The sequence below is a fragment of the Acinetobacter sp. ANC_7682 genome, from assembly GCF_056779795.1.
The window spans coordinates 12,763-32,039 of record NZ_JBWYIQ010000004.1; the positions used below are offsets into that span (position 1 = coordinate 12,763).

The 19,277-nt window shown below is 37.6% G+C and carries 17 protein-coding genes and 1 tRNA gene; 8 read left to right on the forward strand and 10 right to left on the reverse strand.

From position 1 onward, the window contains the following. Positions 1-37: 37 nt before the first annotated feature. The 5 genes from AC1M9D_RS02470 to AC1M9D_RS02490 form a co-directional block, all read right to left on the reverse strand. Entirely contained in the window at positions 38-1,225 is a 1,188-nt protein-coding gene (locus AC1M9D_RS02470; protein ID WP_092767001.1) for an OmpP1/FadL family transporter, read from the reverse strand. 296 nt (positions 1,226-1,521) lie between these two features. Then, positions 1,522-2,886, reverse strand: coding sequence for an OmpP1/FadL family transporter (locus AC1M9D_RS02475; protein WP_092767002.1), 1,365 nt, complete (start codon positions 2,884-2,886; stop codon positions 1,522-1,524). A gap of 336 nt (positions 2,887-3,222) precedes the next feature. Next, positions 3,223-4,509 (reverse strand): OmpP1/FadL family transporter, encoded by a 1,287-nt coding sequence (locus tag AC1M9D_RS02480; RefSeq protein ID WP_481611429.1) that lies wholly within the window; start codon positions 4,507-4,509, stop codon positions 3,223-3,225. 219 nt (positions 4,510-4,728) lie between these two features. Then, a tRNA-Arg gene (locus tag AC1M9D_RS02485) sits at positions 4,729-4,804 on the reverse strand. A 70-nt stretch (positions 4,805-4,874) separates the two neighbouring features. After that, the gene (locus tag AC1M9D_RS02490; RefSeq protein WP_481611430.1) at positions 4,875-6,224 is read right to left on the reverse strand and encodes an amino acid permease; all 1,350 of its coding nucleotides are present in this window, start codon (positions 6,222-6,224) and stop codon (positions 4,875-4,877) included. Between the two features lie 322 nt (positions 6,225-6,546). On the opposite strand from AC1M9D_RS02490, the gene prpF reads away from it, so the two are divergent. The 4 genes from prpF (at position 6,547) to AC1M9D_RS02510 (ending at position 9,979) form a co-directional block, all read left to right on the forward strand. Then, positions 6,547-7,734, forward strand: coding sequence for a 2-methylaconitate cis-trans isomerase PrpF (prpF, locus tag AC1M9D_RS02495; RefSeq protein WP_481589110.1), 1,188 nt, complete (start codon positions 6,547-6,549; stop codon positions 7,732-7,734). A gap of 234 nt (positions 7,735-7,968) precedes the next feature. Then, positions 7,969-8,643, forward strand: coding sequence for a GGDEF domain-containing protein (locus AC1M9D_RS02500; protein ID WP_481611431.1), 675 nt, complete (start codon positions 7,969-7,971; stop codon positions 8,641-8,643). Positions 8,644-8,664: 21 nt separating this feature from the next. Continuing rightward, positions 8,665-8,931 carry a nucleotidyl cyclase domain-containing protein gene (locus tag AC1M9D_RS02505; protein ID WP_481611432.1) on the forward strand — a complete coding sequence of 89 codons (267 nt, stop codon included), beginning with the start codon at positions 8,665-8,667 and terminating at the stop codon, positions 8,929-8,931. Positions 8,932-9,067: 136 nt separating this feature from the next. After that, positions 9,068-9,979, forward strand: coding sequence for a polyprenyl synthetase family protein (locus AC1M9D_RS02510; protein ID WP_481593593.1), 912 nt, complete (start codon positions 9,068-9,070; stop codon positions 9,977-9,979). A 34-nt stretch (positions 9,980-10,013) separates the two neighbouring features. Here the strand turns inward: AC1M9D_RS02510 and putP are convergent, their stop codons facing one another. The 5 genes from putP to AC1M9D_RS02535 form a co-directional block, all read right to left on the reverse strand. Next, the gene (putP, locus tag AC1M9D_RS02515) at positions 10,014-11,504 is read right to left on the reverse strand and encodes a sodium/proline symporter PutP (RefSeq protein WP_092767008.1); all 1,491 of its coding nucleotides are present in this window, start codon (positions 11,502-11,504) and stop codon (positions 10,014-10,016) included. Between the two features lie 167 nt (positions 11,505-11,671). After that, positions 11,672-12,526 (reverse strand): SPFH domain-containing protein, encoded by an 855-nt coding sequence (locus AC1M9D_RS02520; protein ID WP_035268029.1) that lies wholly within the window; start codon positions 12,524-12,526, stop codon positions 11,672-11,674. Between the two features lie 24 nt (positions 12,527-12,550). Continuing rightward, complete coding sequence (locus tag AC1M9D_RS02525; protein WP_180028098.1) at positions 12,551-13,024, reverse strand: NfeD family protein; 474 nt, start codon at positions 13,022-13,024, stop codon at positions 12,551-12,553. A gap of 86 nt (positions 13,025-13,110) precedes the next feature. After that, positions 13,111-14,040: a patatin-like phospholipase family protein gene (locus AC1M9D_RS02530; protein WP_481611433.1), complete on the reverse strand. Its 930-nt coding sequence runs from the start codon at positions 14,038-14,040 to the stop codon at positions 13,111-13,113. A gap of 74 nt (positions 14,041-14,114) precedes the next feature. Next, a complete protein-coding gene (locus AC1M9D_RS02535) occupies positions 14,115-14,732 on the reverse strand; it encodes a lysophospholipid acyltransferase family protein (protein WP_481591646.1) in 618 nt (205 codons plus the stop codon). A gap of 137 nt (positions 14,733-14,869) precedes the next feature. On the opposite strand from AC1M9D_RS02535, the gene AC1M9D_RS02540 reads away from it, so the two are divergent. The 4 genes from AC1M9D_RS02540 (at position 14,870) to AC1M9D_RS02555 (ending at position 18,673) form a co-directional block, all read left to right on the forward strand. Next, positions 14,870-16,156 (forward strand): MFS transporter, encoded by a 1,287-nt coding sequence (locus tag AC1M9D_RS02540; protein ID WP_481611434.1) that lies wholly within the window; start codon positions 14,870-14,872, stop codon positions 16,154-16,156. A gap of 110 nt (positions 16,157-16,266) precedes the next feature. Further along, entirely contained in the window at positions 16,267-16,986 is a 720-nt protein-coding gene (locus AC1M9D_RS02545) for an HAD family hydrolase (RefSeq protein ID WP_481611477.1), read from the forward strand. Positions 16,987-17,126: 140 nt separating this feature from the next. Then, entirely contained in the window at positions 17,127-18,035 is a 909-nt protein-coding gene (locus AC1M9D_RS02550) for an AEC family transporter (protein WP_035268008.1), read from the forward strand. A 125-nt stretch (positions 18,036-18,160) separates the two neighbouring features. After that, complete coding sequence (locus tag AC1M9D_RS02555) at positions 18,161-18,673, forward strand: hypothetical protein (protein ID WP_180028102.1); 513 nt, start codon at positions 18,161-18,163, stop codon at positions 18,671-18,673. Positions 18,674-19,277: the final 604 nt, after the last annotated feature.

Here is a 19,277-nt window from a genome sequence, read left to right on the forward strand (position 1 = left end):
AAAAGGACGCTTTAGCGTCCTTTTTTTATAACAATTGTTAGAATCGATACCCGATTTTCATGCCATAACCTAATGCATAATTGTTGCTGAATTCTCCAACATTTATTCCACCCGTTTGAGCAGTTGCATCGCCTAACCAGAAATATTTAACACCAGCTTGAATAAAGCTTTGCTGTGATGGGTTGAATTGACCACCTAAGCCTACACTCCAATAACCTTCAGTTGGACCTAAAGTGGTTACAGGGTTTCCAGCTCCAGAGTCATAGCCTACAGTTGTGGTTGCTGCCCATTGATCATTAAATTTATGTGCAACACCTAAGGTTGCAGAGTACTGATCATCGGAATACGAAATGAGGTCCTGTCCAACTAATCCAAGTAATTTAGGTGTAACCGTAAATTGATCCCAATGAACCCAACGCAGGTTAGCAAACGCCAAAGTGTTTGTTGCAATTCCAGACTGTAAATCAATATTTACAGATTGTGGAGTAACTGCTTCAGTTACTGCAGCGATCTTATCTAATCTATTAAACTCAGGCTTTTTTAATGCATCGGCGTAAAGTGGAAGGAGCGAGGTTTCATTCGACTGAGCTTTGTGTTTAATCTCAGAGCGATAAGTGATAGATGCTTTTAATGCAATTTTTGGAATTTGATATGCAGTACCTGCAATCCAGCCGTAGGCTTCTTTTTGGTCTACATGGATGTTATAGCCATTTAAGACTTGGTATGCACTACCTTTTAGATTGATATCAGCTTCAACTGTTTGCCATACTGGACCAGCGTAAAAATTCCAATTTTCAGTGGGTTGATAGCCAATAAGTGCAGTTAAATTTTGTGTTTTAACTTCAACTGATGTACCACTTAAACTATTCCCAAATGATTGATTTTTAGCATCGTATAATGCATCTGCACCAAAAGGCTGATCGTAAATTAATCCTAAAGAAACTTGGTCAGTAATCTGTAGTTTAAGAGCAGTGTTTACAAAATAATAATCACTGCCCATATCGGTAATTTTTTCGCCTGTTAAATCCTGACCAGTGATTTTATTAATCACGGTGGAAGAACCTTTAACGGTGGGATCTAAAACAGAAATACCAGCTTCTGCATAATTACCTGATTGGAGAAATGCTGAAATTGACTGACCTGAACGATCTAATCCTGCGGCGTAAATTGAAGTTAATGGGAGCGTAGATAATAAGACTGAGTATGAAAGTACTTTAAATTTCATGATGTTCATCCATGAATGCCATATGGCGAAAAAAATTGCATGAAAAATAACATAAATAAAAAAAGAGTAAATACTCGGAAATGTTTGAAATATAATCAAATTTATGTAGCTTCAATATCAAGTTATGAGATTAAATAATTATGTCCATGTTTTTAAAAAATATTATTGAGCAAAAAAGGAATTGTAGTTTGAGTCGTTTTCTTATTTTAAATGATGATATAACAGGCAATTAATTTATACTTGTATAAAAATAAAAAAAGACCACAATCATGTGGTCTTTTTTTATTGATGAATGATTAGAATTTATAGCCGATTTTAAGACCATAAGCTAAAGCGTCATTGTCTTCAAACTTTCCTGCTGCGCTATGTGCACCTGTCTGAGCATCAGCATCACCTAACCAGAAGTATTTAACACCACCTGCAATAAACGTAGCTGGAGTAGGGCTATATTGAAGACCTAAACCTACGTTCCAATAACCTTCTGTTGGTCCAAGTGTCGTTACAGGATTGCCTGCACCTGAGTCCCATCCAACTGAAACATTACCAGCCCATTGCTCGTTAAATTTACGACCTACACCTGTTGTTACAGACCATTGATCTTTAGAATAATCAACTAGGTTAAATCCATTAGGTTTGCCCAAAGATGGTAATAGTCCACCAGCAAGCTCTGATAATTGACCAAATTTATGAGGGCGTATAGAGAAACTTGACCAGTCTACCCAACGGATATTAGCGAAAGCAACCGTGTTAGCCATAATGCCAGATTGTAAATCTAAATTTACAGATTGTGGTGTAGTGATTTTAGTTTCACCAGATGAATTAAGACCTGCCAAAGCTGAACCTGGTAATGCTCCAGAAGCCACTAGTAAAGAACCTAGAGGCGCAATGAGAGGAATACTTTCATTAACATTGACTTTATGATCAATTTCGGAACGATAAGTAATCGATGCTTTAAGCGCAATCTCAGGAATTTGATATGCTGCGCCAGCTAACCATCCAAAGGCATTGTCTTCAGGAATATCAGCATCATAACCATTAAATAAGCTATATGCTGAACCACGAAGTTTTACGTTACCTTTAACTGTTTGATAGACTGCACCACCATAAAAGTTAAAATTTTCTGTAGGTTGGTAGCCTAAAATCAGTGATAAGTTTTGAGTATCAACTTCGACAGATGTGTTTCCAGTTATTTGAGTTCCTAAACCGATTGCAACTGGTAATCCAGTAGACGGATCTGTGATTACAGGTATACCGTTAAAGCTTCCTGTTGGATTAGCAGTCACTACTGGTAATCCATTTGTCAAAGCAGTTCCAGGTAATACACCATCGGCTGGGCTAGCGACAAAATTATTTGTTCCTGTGTATTCAGCATCTGCACCAAAAGGTTGATCATATAAAAGACCCACTGAAATATTATCAGTCGCTTGTATTTTTAAAGCTGCGGTAGGGAAGTAGTAATCACCAGCCATATCTCCAGTATGATTACCCGATAAATCTTTACCAGAGACAGATGGATCTAAAATTGAGATACCTGCTTCAAAGTAATTTCCTGGTTGAAGGAATGATGAAATAGATTGTCCAGAACGATCTAATGCAGCAGCAAAAGTGCCTGATGATGCTAAACCGAATAATACAGCAGCTGATAATTTTGTTAATTTCACTTGAATTTTCCCTGATCTTCTTCAATGAATTATTTTGTATTTTCCAATTGAATTGAGGACTAGTTATCTTAAACTGATCCTAAATCTTATGTTCACAAAATAACACATTAAGAATCAGAGTAAATACTCTAAGGAAATAAATTTATAATTGAATTTTAATTCTGATAAAAATAATGGGAATTTTATTTTTATATAAATTATTGAATTTATGAATTATTTAATCTTGAATGACAGTATCTTATCGTTAATTTATAAATGAACTATACAGTCAGTCAACAGCATTCATGATTAAATAAAAAAGAGCACTTAAGTGCTCTTTTGAAAAATAAATGGCATTTAGAAACGATAACCCATTTTTAGGCCATATGCCCAAGCATTATTATCTTCAAAATTACCGACATATTTGCCAACAGAACGAGCTTCAGCATCTCCTAACCAAAAATATTTGACGCCTCCACCGATAAAAGTTGCTGGAGTAGGACTAAACTGTGCACTTAATCCGACATTCCAATAACCTTCAGTTGGACCAAGTGCAGTTACAGGATTACCAGCACCTGAATCCCAGCCGGCAGAAATAGCACCACCCCATTTTTCATTAATTTTTCGCCCAACACCAACTGTGGCAGACCATTGATCTTTATCATAATCGATAATATTTTGTCGTTGACCTGATAATAATTGGGTAATACTTCCAAATTTATCAATATCTATACCATAGCCACCCCATTCGACCCATCGTACATTCGCAAAAGCAACTGTATTGGCCATAATGCCAGTTTGGAAATCTAAATTAACGGATTGAGGTGTGGAGATTTTAGTTTTTTCTGAATCAGAATTAAGTAACTTGTTTCGTAAACTATTTGCTGCTAATGCTTGAGCTTTATCTTCTGCAGAAATAGGCAGAGAACTTACCACTTGCTCAAATGTAAGTGTCCCGTTTGCTAATGCCACTAGTCCATCAATTGTTGCAACTTGATTGTTAATTACACCAACGACTAAATTTGAATTTTCAGTAGTGTCAAGCTCATGATCAATTTCAGATCTATAAGTCAAAGACACTTTTAATGCAATTTCTGGTATTTGAAAAGCTGCTCCTGCTAACCAACCGTAGCCTTCATCACGTTTAAAAGTTGAATTATAACCAATACTAGACAGTGTTAAGTTGCCTCTCACATCTTGATATACACCGCCTGCATAAAAGTTCCATTGTTCATTAGGTTGAAAGCCGAAAAGAGCAGTAATATTATTTGAATTAACTTTTACATTAGTGCCTGCAAGTGGCCGATTACCTAAGGCTCCATCATCAGGAATTATACCATCTGTATAAGTTGCAGATGCCCCAAATGGCTGATCGTATAGAATACCGAAAGAGAAATTTTCGTTAAGTTGTAATTTCAAAGCTGCGCTTGGAAAATAATAATCATCACCCATATCACTAATTGGACCCAATTGATTTTTTCCAGATACATCAGGGTCAATAATGGAGATACCAGCTTCAAAGTAGTTATTTGGTTGTAAAAATGCTCCTATCGATTGACCTGAGCGATCCATTGCGGCTGCATAAGCCCCAGAAATCGGTAATAAAGCAAATAATACAGATGCACTGATGGTTTTTAATTTCATGTTATCTATCCTTAGATAATGTGAATTTTTAATTTAATAGAATTTTTTTAGTTATTTCCTTAAGAGCTGATAGATAAACGATTTATGCTAAAATGTTTATTTTTTACTCTACAAACAACATATCATAAAGGTAATGAGATGCAACAAAAATTTGACTGAAATGACATTATTTTTTTTATTTTGGGTCAATTTGTTGATAAGTGTATTAATCTCAGAAAATGGTGCGCCCTGCGGGACTCGAACCCACGCCGGTCACTTAGGAGGCAACTGCTCTATCCAGTTAAGCTAAGGACGCATACTAATCTGATCAAATAAATTTTTGAAAAAAAGTTATTGCTTAGCAATAACTTTTTTAATGCGTCTTACTATTTTCGGTAAAGTAATTTAAATAATACCAACATCAGGATAATCCAGATCGGAATCATGATCACAGCACCGCTTAAGCCCTGAGTCCACATGATGTAAAGCACGACAATAATAAACCCAAGAACCAAATAGTTACTGGCTGGTGACCATAGAGCAGGAAATTTTGAAGTGGTATTTGACAGTTTCATCGCTTGTTTAAATTTCAAGTGAGTCAACGCAATCATCGCCCAGTTAAGTACTAGAGCACCAACAACAATATAAATTAAATTACTTAAAGCATCTTCAGGTGCAAAATAGTTTAATAAAACACATCCGAAAATTAACACTGCTGACAACAATACCGCAGGAACAGGTACACCTTGTTTATTGGTTGTTTCAAAAATTTTAGGGGCATTCCCTTGTTTTGCTAAACCAAAAAGCATACGGCTATTCGCGTACATTCCACTGTTATATACTGATAGCGCAGCAGTCAAAATAATAAAGTTGAGCAGGTGAGCAGCCCAATCAATACCCAGTTGACTGAAGATCATTACGAATGGACTTTTATCTAGACCACCAAGTTGCAGTTGATTCCATGGAACTAAAGAAAGAAGAATTGTAAGCGACCCAACATAGAAAATCAGAATACGGAAAACAACTTGATTAATTGCTTTAGGAATCGTTTTCTCTGGATTTTCAGCCTCAGCTGCCGCCATACCAATCAGTTCAATACCACCAAAGGCGAACATCAGGAATGCCAACATGAAGAATAAACCTTCGAATCCATGAGGGAAGAAACCACCGTGAGTCCAAAGATTACTGAATGATGCAGTAGAGTCAGATCCTGCTGTAAACAACAAGAATAGACCGAAGATAATCATCGACACGACAGCTGCTACTTTAATAATAGACAGCCAAAACTCTGATTCTCCATAAAATTTAACATTACAGAGGTTAACTAAGGTAATGATAATAAAGAAGAAAAGAACTGATGACCAAGCAGGAATGTGAGGCCACCAATAGTTAATATATTTCGCAACAGCTGTTAATTCGGTCATCGCGACCAAAATATAAAGAATCCAATAGTTCCAACCTGCTAGGAATCCAGGAAACTTACCCCAATATTTATTTGCAAAATGACTAAATGATCCTGCAACAGGTTCATGAACAATCATTTCGCCTAATTGGCGCATAATTAAAAAAGCGATTAAACCACCAATTGCATAACCCAAAATAATAGATGGGCCGGCAGATTGGATCACGTGTGCGGAACCTAAAAATAAGCCTGTACCAATTGCACCACCCATAGCGATTAATTGGATATGACGATTCTTTAAGCCACGCTGAAGTTGTGAAGACTTGTTATTCAAAGTATTCAGCCCGACGATTGAAATAAGTTACAAGATTGTAATAGATCAAATTGCATTAGCCTAGTACGTCAGCGTTCATGAATGTTTTTTATGATTTAAATAAAATAAAATTATTATAGAAAAATGATTTAATTATTTTTTAATCAATCATTTAATTTTATTAGAATTTGTTTTTGTGAGAGTGAATTAAATTTAATCTATCGTAATTGATGGAAATTCATACCATAGTGTTAAGTGCTCATGTTCACATAAAAAATCATTTATACTGTATTGAACTAAAAATCACGATTGATAACAAATATTAAAAGAGAAGGAATGAGCTATGAGTTCAACACCACAAATTAAAATTCCAGCCACTTATATGCGTGGAGGAACGAGTAAAGGTGTTTTCTTTAACTTAAATGATTTACCCAAAGAAGCTCAAGTTCCAGGTAAAGCAAGAGATCAGATCTTATTACGTGTGATAGGAAGCCCTGATCCTTATGGCAAACAAATCGATGGAATGGGTGGTGCTTCATCTAGTACCAGTAAGACAGTCATTCTCTCTAAAAGCGCTCAACCTGATCATGATGTAGATTATCTTTTTGGACAGGTTGCAATTGATCGACCATTCGTCGACTGGAGTGGTAATTGTGGCAATCTTACGGCTGCTGTAGGCTCATTTGCGATTTCAAATGGTCTCGTGAGTGCAGAAAAGATCCCAGAGAATGGAATTTGTACGGTAAAGATTTGGCAGGTCAATATTCAGAAAACGATTATTGCGCATGTCCCAATCACAAATGGTCAGGTTCAGGAAACAGGTGATTTCGAGCTTGATGGGGTAACATTTCCAGCTGCAGAGGTGCAAATAGAATTTTTAGATCCCGCAGATGATGGAGAGGATGGGGCTGCCATGTTTCCCACAGGAAATGTGGTTGATGAACTGGAAGTCCCAGATATTGGTCGCTTTCAGGTGACGCTGATTAATGCGGGTATTCCAACTATTTTTATGTGTGCTTCAGACTTGGGGTATGAAGGAACTGAACTTCAGGATCATATCAATAATGATGTCGAGGCCTTGGCCAAGTTTGAAAAAATTCGTGCTTATGGTGCTGTAAAGATGGGTATTATTCAGCATATTGATGAAGCGGTTCAACGTCAGCATACACCTAAAATTGCATTTGTATCTGCGCCTAAAAATTACATCTCATCTAGCGGAAAAGCAGTACACGCTGATGAGATCGACTTGACGGTTCGTGCTTTATCTATGGGTAAACTGCACCATGCCATGATGGGAACCGCAGCTGTAGCGATTGGAACCGCCGCTGCAATTCCTGGAACATTAGTCAATTTAGCCTCAGGTGGTGGTGAAAAAAAATCAGTCAGATTTGGGCATCCTTCTGGGACACTCAGAGTGGGCGCTGAAGCGGAGAAAATTAATGACCAATGGACTGTAAAAAAGGCCATTATGAGTCGCAGTGCTCGAGTACTCATGGAGGGATGGGTGCGAATTCCTGGCGATACGTTTTAATATGAAAAAACCACTTTCGAGTGGTTTTTTTACGCGCTTAAAATATGTGATAAGTATACTAAATTAGCCTGAAAGCATTACTAACAGTACGATTCACTCATAAATAATTGAGACTATGACAATTTTGACATGTTATATTAAGGAAATAAGTCAACGTGATTATATTCACCGAATTCATAAAATTAAGTTGCTGAATAGCCTTCGCTCCACGAATAATTAAAATGAGAAAGACCAATGAAGAAGGATAATAATTTTGAGCAGGATACGCCCAAGATTGATCAAGAGTTTCTAAACCAAATTCATGCTACAAATAAATTAGATTTGGTATCTGTGATTGCCAAAATCCCTGTGCCTGTGGCGCTAGTTCAGCATGATGGTGTATTTATTAGTGCAAATCAATTATTTGCTGATATCTATGAGAGTGATGCACTCTATTTACTCGGAAAGAAATTAGGTTTCGTATCAACGACGGTTTACCAATTATTTCAAGATGCGCTGCAATTGTTTCGACATGATTCACGCTTATACAAAATTGAAAATGAGTTCTATTCAAAAGGGCATTTTTTTCAAATTTATTTTAGTGCTTTAAGAGATAAATCAACCTCTTTGGATTGCGTGTTGATCGTATGTGCAGATATAACAAAATTGAAAAGACGTGAACGTGTCTTGATCCAAAATAATAAAAGGTTGTTTGAAGAGCTATATTTGGATCCTGTGACTGGGATGAACAATAAGCTGGCATTTGAACAGTTTTTAAAAGATCGCTTCCTTATTCAAGATCGGAAAAATTATTATTTTATCAAGTTTGAAGTCGAAAATTTTAAAAAGTTTAATCAGCTCAATAGTTATACCATTGGCGATGAAATTTTGAGTCGTATTGGATCTCTGATTAAAGAGGAGTTGAATTAAGATTTAGCAGAAGTCTATCGTTTGAATTCTGCAAGTTTTATCTTGGTGATTCAAGAATCGACTCCTTGGAAAATTCTCACCATTGCTGAACGCCTAAAACAAACATTGGTCCGTGAAAAAATTTATTTCGATCCTCAAGAGGATGAGGTACTCACGTGTGCGATTGGGATTTTTCATCCTAATTGCCAGAAAATGTACTCAGAAAAGCAAATATTAGAAACCTTAGATCGGGCTGTTGACATTGCACATGTATTGGGTCGAAACTCGATTCATGTGTTAGATGAATAGTCACTCTTCATTTAAACCTATCACTAAATAAAACAAATCAGCATTGTGTTTTGTAGCAATCACAATTGGTTGTAGAATAAGGACAATTTTATATATACCGACATGAAACGGTATAACTTGAGGTTCAAAGACGGCAGTGACAGTACATATCTCTGTGAATAGTGAAGTATTACAACGTGCTCAGCAGCAAATCCAACAGGATCTGAAAATTGCCCTAGATGCATTTTTCATTCCAGAGCCTTTGAAAAGTGCTGTAAATCATGCAGTCATGTTAGGTGGAAAACGGGTTCGTCCAGCTTTAGCGTATGCAACAGCAGAATTAAGTGAAGATCATAAAAATTTTGCTGCTGTGCGACGTGCAGCAGTCGCAGTCGAGTTAATTCATTGCTATTCACTTGCTCATGATGACTTACCATGTATGGATAATGATTTATTGCGTCGTGGTCAACCAACTTGCCATGTTGCATATGGTGAAGATACAGCACTACTTGCGGGAGATATCTTGCAGTCGATGGCATTTGAGGTTTTAGGAAGTCGCCTTTTTGATACACAAGTCACTGTAGATCCTTCTATTGTGTTGAAGCAAATGCAGATATTGGCGACATCATCTTCTAAGATGGTTTGTGGTCAAGTCCTAGATTTGCAAGCGGAAGGCAAGAAAATTGATCAGGAAGCATTGGAAAATATTCATCTTAATAAAACTGGTGCACTGATTCAGGCGGCAATCATGATGTCAGCAGTGACAGTGATGGACGGTGTAGATGCAGGAATACCGAAATTGCGTGAATTTGGTCAAGCATTAGGTTTAGCATTTCAAGTACAAGATGATATTTTAGATATAGTTTCGGATACTGAAACGCTTGGAAAGACCGCTGGAAAAGATGAACTTGTAGAAAAATCAACATATCCAGCTTTATTGGGCTTAGATGCTGCAAAAGAATATGCAAAAAAGCTTCATCAGCAAGCCATTAGTGCTTTAGATTATTTTGGTGATTCAGCATCTGAACTTAAACAGATTTCAGCTTTTTTACTTGCTCGAAAGAGTTAAAAAAAAGAGGACTGAAAGTCCTCTTTTTTATTTGTTATTTTGTCGCTTTATATAATCGGTCTGCTTCGTCAAATCGGTCAGTAACATCTGAGTTCGGTTGCTTACCTAATAAACTCACAACAATGATTGCGATGAGAGAGCAAATAAAGCCAGGAATGATTTCATAGATTCCAGTATCAGCCCAAATATTTTTCCATACAATAACGGTCACTGCACCAATGATCATCCCCGCCAAAGCGCCATTTAAAGTCATGCGTTTCCAGAATAAAGACAGAATAATGAGCGGGCCAAATGCTGCCCCAAAGCCTGCCCAAGCGTAGGCAACTAGACCAAGTACTTTAGATTCAGGGTTTGACGCTAAAACAATCGCAAGTAAAGCAATCAGTAGCACCATCAAACGACCCACCCAAACCAGTTCTTTTTGAGAAGCAGTTTTACGGATGAAAGATTTATAAAAATCTTCGGTTAAAGTGCTTGAACATACAAGAAGTTGACAACTCAATGTACTCATTACCGCAGCCAAAATTGCAGCTAATACAATGCCGGCGATCCATGGGTTAAATAGAACTTTCGTTAACTCCATAAATACAGTTTCAGGGTTAGCATTCACAATATTAGCGAACTGTGGATTTTGCTGAAAATAAGCAATACCGACATATCCAGCAGCCACTGCACCACCAAGGCACAGAATCATCCAAGTCATACCAATACGACGAGCATTAGGAATCGATTTAACTGAATCAGCAGCCATAAAACGTACAAGAATATGAGGTTGTCCGAAATAGCCTAAACCCCAAGCCAGTAATGAAATAATTGCGACGGTACTTAAGTTACCCATTAAACTGCTTGCTTCTGGTCGCGCTGCTTCAAGTGCTAGATTCACTTGAGATAAATCGGAAAAAGTCAGTAAAGCCACGATGGGGGTAAGCAATAAGGCAAAAATCATTAATCCCGCTTGGATGGTGTCTGTCCAAGAAACAGCTAAGAACCCACCAATAAAAACGTAACTGATCGTTGCAATTGCACTAATCCAAAGGGCAGTGCTGTAAGAAAGATCAAACATACTTTCAAATAATCGAGCGCCTGCCACCATGCCTGAAGCACAATAAATGGCAAAGAAGATTAAAATGACAAATGCAGAAACGATTCGTAGAATTTTTTTCTGATCATTAAAACGATTGGAAAAGTAATCTGGGAGTGTAAGGGCATTGTGTTGAACTTCAGTATGAACTCTGAGACGTCCTGCCACTAACAGCCAGTTGAGCCAGGCACCAATAATTAAACCAATTGCAATCCACATTTCTGATAGACCGGAAAGATAAATAGCACCTGGCAAACCCATAAGTAACCAGCCACTCATGTCAGAAGCACCAGCTGAAAGGGCTGTTACAAAACTTCCCAAGCGTCGTCCACCCAAAATATAATCTGAAAAGTTCGTGGTCGCTCGATACGCGATTAAACCAATCACGACCATGGCGACAATATAGAACAAGAAAGTGATTAAGGTGGGATCAAAGGTGCTCATACAATTTCCATGATGCAGTTAGACGATAGATTGTTTTCATGCAATCTTTCAGGATGCGAAATTTAACCATAAATTTAAAATAAATGCTGAAGAATTGAATCTTGAGTCATATCAATAACAAAGGCAGCCGAAGCTGCCTTTTAAATTTTGAAGAGTGTTTGAGCGATTTAAGGATTATTACGACCCATTACCCCACGAATCGTATTCATGATGTCAGCAGGCAATACCACAGTTTTAGCATTATTAGATTTAGCCATATCCTGCATTGCTTTTACATATTGTTCACCAAGTAGATAAGCGACAGGGATCTCTTTGTCGCCTACGGCATTGGTAACCATATTAATGGCTTTTTCTGAAGCTTCAGCGAGTACAACTTGAGCCTCAGCATCGCGACGTGATGCTTCAAGACGACCTTCAGCTTCAAGAATCGCAGCTTGTTTTTCACCATCAGCACGTGTCACTGTCGCACGACGCTGACGTTCAGCTGCGGCTTGGGCTTCCATTGCGGATTGCATTGTACCTGATGGTTGAATATCTTGGATTTCAACCGTTTTAAGCGTAATTCCCCAATCTGAAATATCATCAGAAATTGCTGCTTTTAGCTTCGCTTTAATGTGATCACGTGAAGATAAAGCATCATCCAAGTCCATTTCACCGACGATTGAACGTAAAGAAGTTTGGACAAGGTTTTGGATTGCCCAAGTATAGTTTTCGATACCGTAGACTGCTTTTTCTGGTGTAGTAATGTTGATATAGGCAACAGCGTTCATTAAAAGAACTGCGTTATCTCTTGTAATCACTTCCTGAGATGGAATATCGAGAACGATATCTTTTGTCGTGACTTTATATGCGACTTCATCAACATAAGGAATCACAAAGTTTAGACCTGGACTTAAGGTTGTATGGTATTTACCCAGACGTTGTACGATCCATTTATAGCCTTGAGGAACGATACGAACCCCTTTAAAAATAGTGATCCCGACGAATGCCAAAAATGCGATGGCAATAATTGAACCAGACATTTCTACTCCTTTAAGAATTATTGTTTATAACGGTGAATTGAGGTTATTGTGCGCTTGAACGACCAGCTCATTACCTAAAATATCTGTAACTCTGACACGATCACCGACCTGAACAGGGCTCAGTGTTCTGCAATTCCATTCGTCAGAGCCGAGAACTGGAAGCTGAAAACGAACTTTGACCAATTCAGGTTCATGACCAATTTGAATCACCATCCCAACTTGTCCGATTGTCGCTTCACGTGAGAGACCCGCTTTAGTCTTATCAACGGAAAGTGGTTTAATAAATTTAAACCAAACCACCGTACATGAAATCGATAGGACAACCCATAAAATAATTTGAGTTGGAAGCCCCATAGAAGGAAATAGCCACACGAGTATGCTAATAATGACTGCAGCTATACCAAACCACAGTGCAGCAAAGGCCGGTAAAATGAGCTCAGACAGGATGAGCAAAATACCTAATACAAACCAATGCCAAGGTTCAATCAATAAGTCCATACATCTACTCTAATCGTTATCTTGTTATAGACGAAAACATCTATATCAAGATAACAGACTAGGGCAGAGAAGCCTATAAAAAATGCTTAAAAGCGAGCTGTTGGTGCAGGTTTGAAAGCAGCAGGAGATTTTTTGAAATTGGCAATTGCGGTATCTATTGATTTAATTTTCAGTTGCGCTGCTTTCTCACCTTCAAGTATTGCCTCATTGCTGGCTTTCAAATTCAAAGTTCCTAAATGGCCAACTTTTGGCTGAATCACGACTGTAGCTGCATTGAGTTCAGTATTGATACTTTGTTGACCCATAATATTAATCGTTTGATCCAACAGTCCCCACATGCTCATCGGCTTATTGCCTGCAGGGCGTGCAGAAATATCAACTGCTATCACAATATCTGCACCCATATTTTTGGCAGTTTGAACTGGAATTGGACTCACGAGTCCACCATCAACATATTTGGTTTTGCCAATCGTTGTTGGAACAAAGACGTTAGGGATACTACATGACGCTCTTACGGCTTGACCTGTATTACCTTTGACGAAATCAGCGCGTTTACCATTATCTAAACGTGTGGCAACTGCAGCAAATCGAATCGGGAATTGTTCAATCGGTTTGTTCCCAACCTGTCGATTGACATAATCTTGGAGCTTTTGACCGAGGACCACACCCTGTCGATTTAAAGTTAAATCACGAATATCGGACTCTTTCAGCTGAAGTGCAATTTGCTGTAGTTGATAGGGAGATTTGCCTGAAGCATAAATACTACCGACAAAACTTCCAGCACTTGTACCCGTAACAATTTTGGGTTTTATACCATGAGATTCTAAAACCTTTAATACACCAATATGCGCAAAACCTTTTGCACCACCACCGCCTAGAGCAATGGCGATCACTGGCTCGCGTGCTTGAATTTGAGTGGATTGTGTAGGATTTTTTACAGTAGAGTTACAGCCTGATAGCGCCAATAAACTCAGGCCAATGAAGCTGATTTTGGGAAGATTGAGGAGCAATGACATAGACATTAATCTGTTAAAAAGTGTCAAAATTTTAGGCATATCTCAACAGATTGCTGTCTATTTTTCTAGCATTTTTACAAAAGTTCTTTAAAGGGTAATGCTAAACGACTTATATTTTTAGGAGAAATTTTTCCACGATAATATTCTAATATTTTGTGCAGATCAGATTCATAGTCTCCCGTCATTTCAAGGCTTCCTAAACATCGTATGACTTTATGATCATAGTCAAATGCAAACATTACCACTGGTATATTTGCACCTAAGGCAATGTGATAAAAACCGCTGCGAATCTTTTTAGCACTTTTTCGTGTACCTTCAGGTGCCATTGCCACCCAAATTTTATCTCGTTCATGAATAGCTTGAACAATTTGTTGAGTCAAGCCTTGGGGGGTATCGCGTTTTACCGGAATCACCCCGATCCATTTGAGTAAATGTTTGAGTGGAGATTTGAACAGACTATCTTTTCCAAAGATTGTGACTTCAATGCCAATGCCAAGCATCGCGAGAAAGGCATACAGTCCATCATAATTTGATGTATGCGGGGACACAATTGCGACAGCTTTGGGAAAATTTGGAAATTCTCCTTCAAAAGACCAGCCTTGTCGAAGATAAAGCTGTTTGAACGCTGCTCGACTCAACGTTGAACCGCGTTGAGGAACTTGTGATGGTAATTTTGGAAATCTATTGTTCATTGTGCGTTGTATAATTGCTTTTTAAACTTATTATAAAGACCTTGTGTATGAGATACATTGGCAGAATAAGAATCAAGTGACAAGGACATCTCAATACGGATTGATTAAGAAAACATCAGTTGCAGGACACCTCTTTCATGTCACCAAATACCAAAATGTATGTGCTTTTATTTTCACTCTATTGGGCGCAAGGATTGCCAGTAGGATTTATGACACATACTTTGCCCGTGATTCTGCGTGCTGAAGGTGTTTCCTTAACGCATATTGGTGGATTTGGATTGCTGATGGCTCCGTGGGCACTCAAAGTTTTATGGGCTCCATTGGTTGATCGCCATCATTTGTTCAATCAAGGGCATTACCGCAGTTGGATTATACCCACTCAGTTACTCACAATTATCACATTGATTATCTTATCATTTATCCCCATTCAATCACTGAATCAACCTCAATATCTCTTTGGATTTTTCATGGCACTGTTGATAATGAACAGTATCGGAGCGACTCAAGATATAGCAACTGATGGCTTAGCTGTGAATATTCTAAAAGGCGAACAACAGCATCTAGGCAATATGTTCCAAGTGATTGGTTCAAGATTGGGCTTTATTGTGGGAGGCGGTGCGATATTGTGGGTATTAGATGCATTGACTTGGCAAACCACTTTTTTATGCTTGGCTGTTTTGGTGGCATTTAATACGCTACCCGTATTATTGTATCGTGAGCCTCAACATGCTTCACAAAGTATCAATAATCATCAAGATGATGATTCATCATCTAAAACTCAAAGTTTTGTGAAAGCTTTAAGTCATTACTTAAAATATTTTTTTCAAAATCGAGAACTCAGACTTTGGTTTTTTGTATTGTGTAGCATTAAAGTGACGGATGGTTTGTCTGGACCTATTCTTAAACCATTGTTGGTCGATTTAGGACTATCTAAGACGCAAATTGGTGTCAATGTGACCATGCTTGGAGCATTTGCTGCTTTGATCGGAGCAGGTATTGCAGGTTGGCTACTTAGGTTTTATTCGCGTCAAAGTGCTTTAATTACTTTTTCACTGCTTAAATTATTGAGTCTCATTGGATTTGCATGGTTATCGCATTATGAGGCGCGACCTTCTGAATTGAACGTCGTGTGGATCTATATCATCAATGCTTTAGAAGATATGTTCGCTGCGATGTTATTGGTGATTATTCTAACCTTGGTGATGCAATACAGTCGGAAAGAATTTGCAGGAGCAGATTTTACTTTCCAAGTCGCATTGATGGCTTCCATTGCGGGAGCACTGTATACCGTGAGTGGCATATTAGGCGATTGGCTCGGTTATACCTCATATCTCATTTCGATTTGTATATTAGGATTATTTTTGTTCATACCGATTTTAGTATGGAGTCGGTATACAGCTCAAAACAAACATCAATGGAATTAGTCTGTAATCTATCTTTTATTCATTTTCATGCTTAGGATGAAATAAAAATGAATAATCGAGATTGCGGAGAGTTGATAGCATGGGCAAATGAATACACTCCTCTGAGCACTATGAAAATTCAAGCTGTTATTTTTGATTTGGACAATACACTGACACACCGAGATTTAAGTGTTCAAACTTTTAGTCGGGCATTACTTAATACTTATAAACAGCAAATCGATCAATCTGCCTCGTCTGCGCAAGCTGAGATTCTCGAAACGATTCGATATATTGATCATGGTGGCTATCCCATCCGAGAAAGAATGACTGCACCTACCATTGGTGGTTCAGTTGCTCATGCATTACTCAAGCAGTTGAAATGGAAAAAAGCACCAGAATTAGATGAATTAAGTGACTATTGGTTTAATCAATTTGGACTAAACGCAGTCATGATGCCAAATGCTATTCAGACGCTTGATCAGCTTAGAAGCGAAGGATTTAAGTTGGCAATCATTTCGAATGGAGGACATTTTACTCGACACAAAATTATCGAAGGTCTAGGAATAGCACATTGTTTTGATGTGATCATGAGTTCTGAGAAGGCAGGTGTGTCAAAGCCTCAAGCAGAAATATTTCATATGACTTGTCAACAATTAGGAATTGCACCTGACCATTGTCTTTATGTTGGTGATCATCCATTGAATGATTATTGGGGTGCTACTCAGGCTGGATTAGATGGACTATATTTGGAGGGGTTTCACCAATCCTTAGCTGAACATCAACCGCCGTTAAATAAAACAATTCAGACTTTGCCTGAAATTTTAGCGTATATAAAACAAGTCAATGCATGATGTAAATGATGAATTTTTGAGACGATCAGCTTGATGCAGTGTAATATAAAATGATCAGTTCAAAATGCATGCAATTAACTACTGTGGTTGATTGAGCGTATTAGGGCTGAGCGATCTGCACTCGATTAGGCTCATCATTTATGTACAGCATTGTTTTATCCTTAGTGCCGCTGATAGGACTCATATTAATTGGATATTTTCTTAAACAGAAATCGTATTTAACAGACGAGTTTTGGGCGGGTGCAGAGAAACTTAACTATTTTGTGTTTTTTCCTGCCATGCTTTTTGGTAATTTGGCTCAAGCTGATATTCATATGGAGATGGTGAGTAAAATTTTAGTCATTTTACTCGTGGTCTTTCCAATTGCTTGTGCGGTTTTATATATTTTAAAAAGAATTTTTCAGACCCCAACACGAAGATTTGGAGTCTATGTTCAAAGTAATGTACGTTTTAATACCTATATTGGTTTAGCAGTTGTTGCTTCGCTTTTTCCAGCAGAAGGCATGACGATTTTTGCATTACTGTTGGCGATCAGTATTCCTGTTGTGAATATCATCTCGGTATTGGCACTGACCGATCATGAAAATATGAATTTTCGCGCAGTGATTATATCGTTACTCAAAAATCCTTTAATTTTAGGTTGTCTGGTTGGGGTGCTCTACAATGTATCCGGGCTGCCATTATGGAAAGGTGCAGAGTCATTAATTTACCAACTTGCGATATGTAGCTTACCTATGGGACTAATGTGTGTCGGTGCTGCATTGCAATTTGTGGCTCTTAAAAAAGAATCATTACCTCTAATGATCAACACGCTATCGCGTTTATGTTTAATGCCGATTTTGGCTTGGCTGGTCTGTAAAATGCTGGGCTTCAATGCTTTAGAGACGCAAATCTTTATTTTATATTTTGCATTACCAACGGCTTCAGCTGCTTATATTCTGACAAAAGTATTGGGTGGTGACAGTCAATTAATGGCTGGCATAATTAGTCTGCAAATTATCGGTGCTGCAATCACACTACCCATCGTTTTGACTTTAATATTGCATTAAAACTCAGAAGTATAATTCCAAATATTTAGAATCATTTGAAAGCTTATCGATTCAATTTGAATTAGATTATGTATTTGTGTTGAATTATGAGAAAATGCAAGATTAAGTTGAATTGAAGTACTCCCATGACACACCACAATGCTGAATCTTTAAGTGATATCGAAATTTTAGATATTTTACAGTCTATGAAATCTGACGAACTTAATGTTGAGGCGAATAAACTGATTCGTAGTGGTGGTAAAGAGGGGCGTCAGGAAGCACATAAAAAAGCCTTGGTTGCATTACATCAATCTTTTGAAGAAAAGTTTGTTGAAGCAGTGACACTTGCTTTAGGTTTAAATGAAGCACAAGCAAAAAAAATTAAATATAAAAAAGACAGAATTCGTATTCTTAAAGCGCGTGGTATTGATTATCTTGAGATTGATGGTGCTGAAACAGCACAAGTTTTATCGCAGGTTGCACAGGCGATTACACGCGAAGAAGCAATCGTAACGCGTGATCTACACAATATTTTTCCGTTTTGGAAAGAAGGCTGGCCAATGGTTCAGTTAGATAATGCGTATGCTATTTTAGCTGAAGATATCGATATTCATTATCAAGCAACTTTAGATAAACTTTTAGAAATCTATGGTCGCTAATACTTTATTATTCAAGTTAAACGAAGAATTGAAAACGTAGTTTAGCGAACCAAGTGACTGAAAACCGATTTAAGCAACGACTTAAATCGGTTTTTTCTTTTACCATCAACCATGGTGTTGTTCTACTTGGACATTGCATTGGGATACTTTTTTAATCTGCCCGCTGTATTAGGATTCTTTATCGGAATTTCTGCAGATACTGTGACCCCCTGTGACAGTTATACAACCATACTTATTGCTTTGTATTCAGTTTTGCTTTGTCTTGGTGCTGACTTTTCAAGTGCTATTGCACATGATGATGTATTTTGGACTAGTAAATATTAAGACCTTCTAAAATAGACCTTAAAATTTTGTTTTTTAGTTTTTTATTGCCATGTTTGTAATGCTCCTACATATTCAATCAATGGTGATGAACGGGCCAATGATGTATCTATCATTTGAAATTGAACAGTTATTTTCGATAAAAATAGTCGACCAGATTATCATAAATAATGTTAAATAAATCACAAAATAATTAAATAACGTTAGTTATTTGTCATTAATACTACATATTTCATCCTGTATATTAAAAAATGCTTAACAAAAGTTAGGTGTATTTAACATA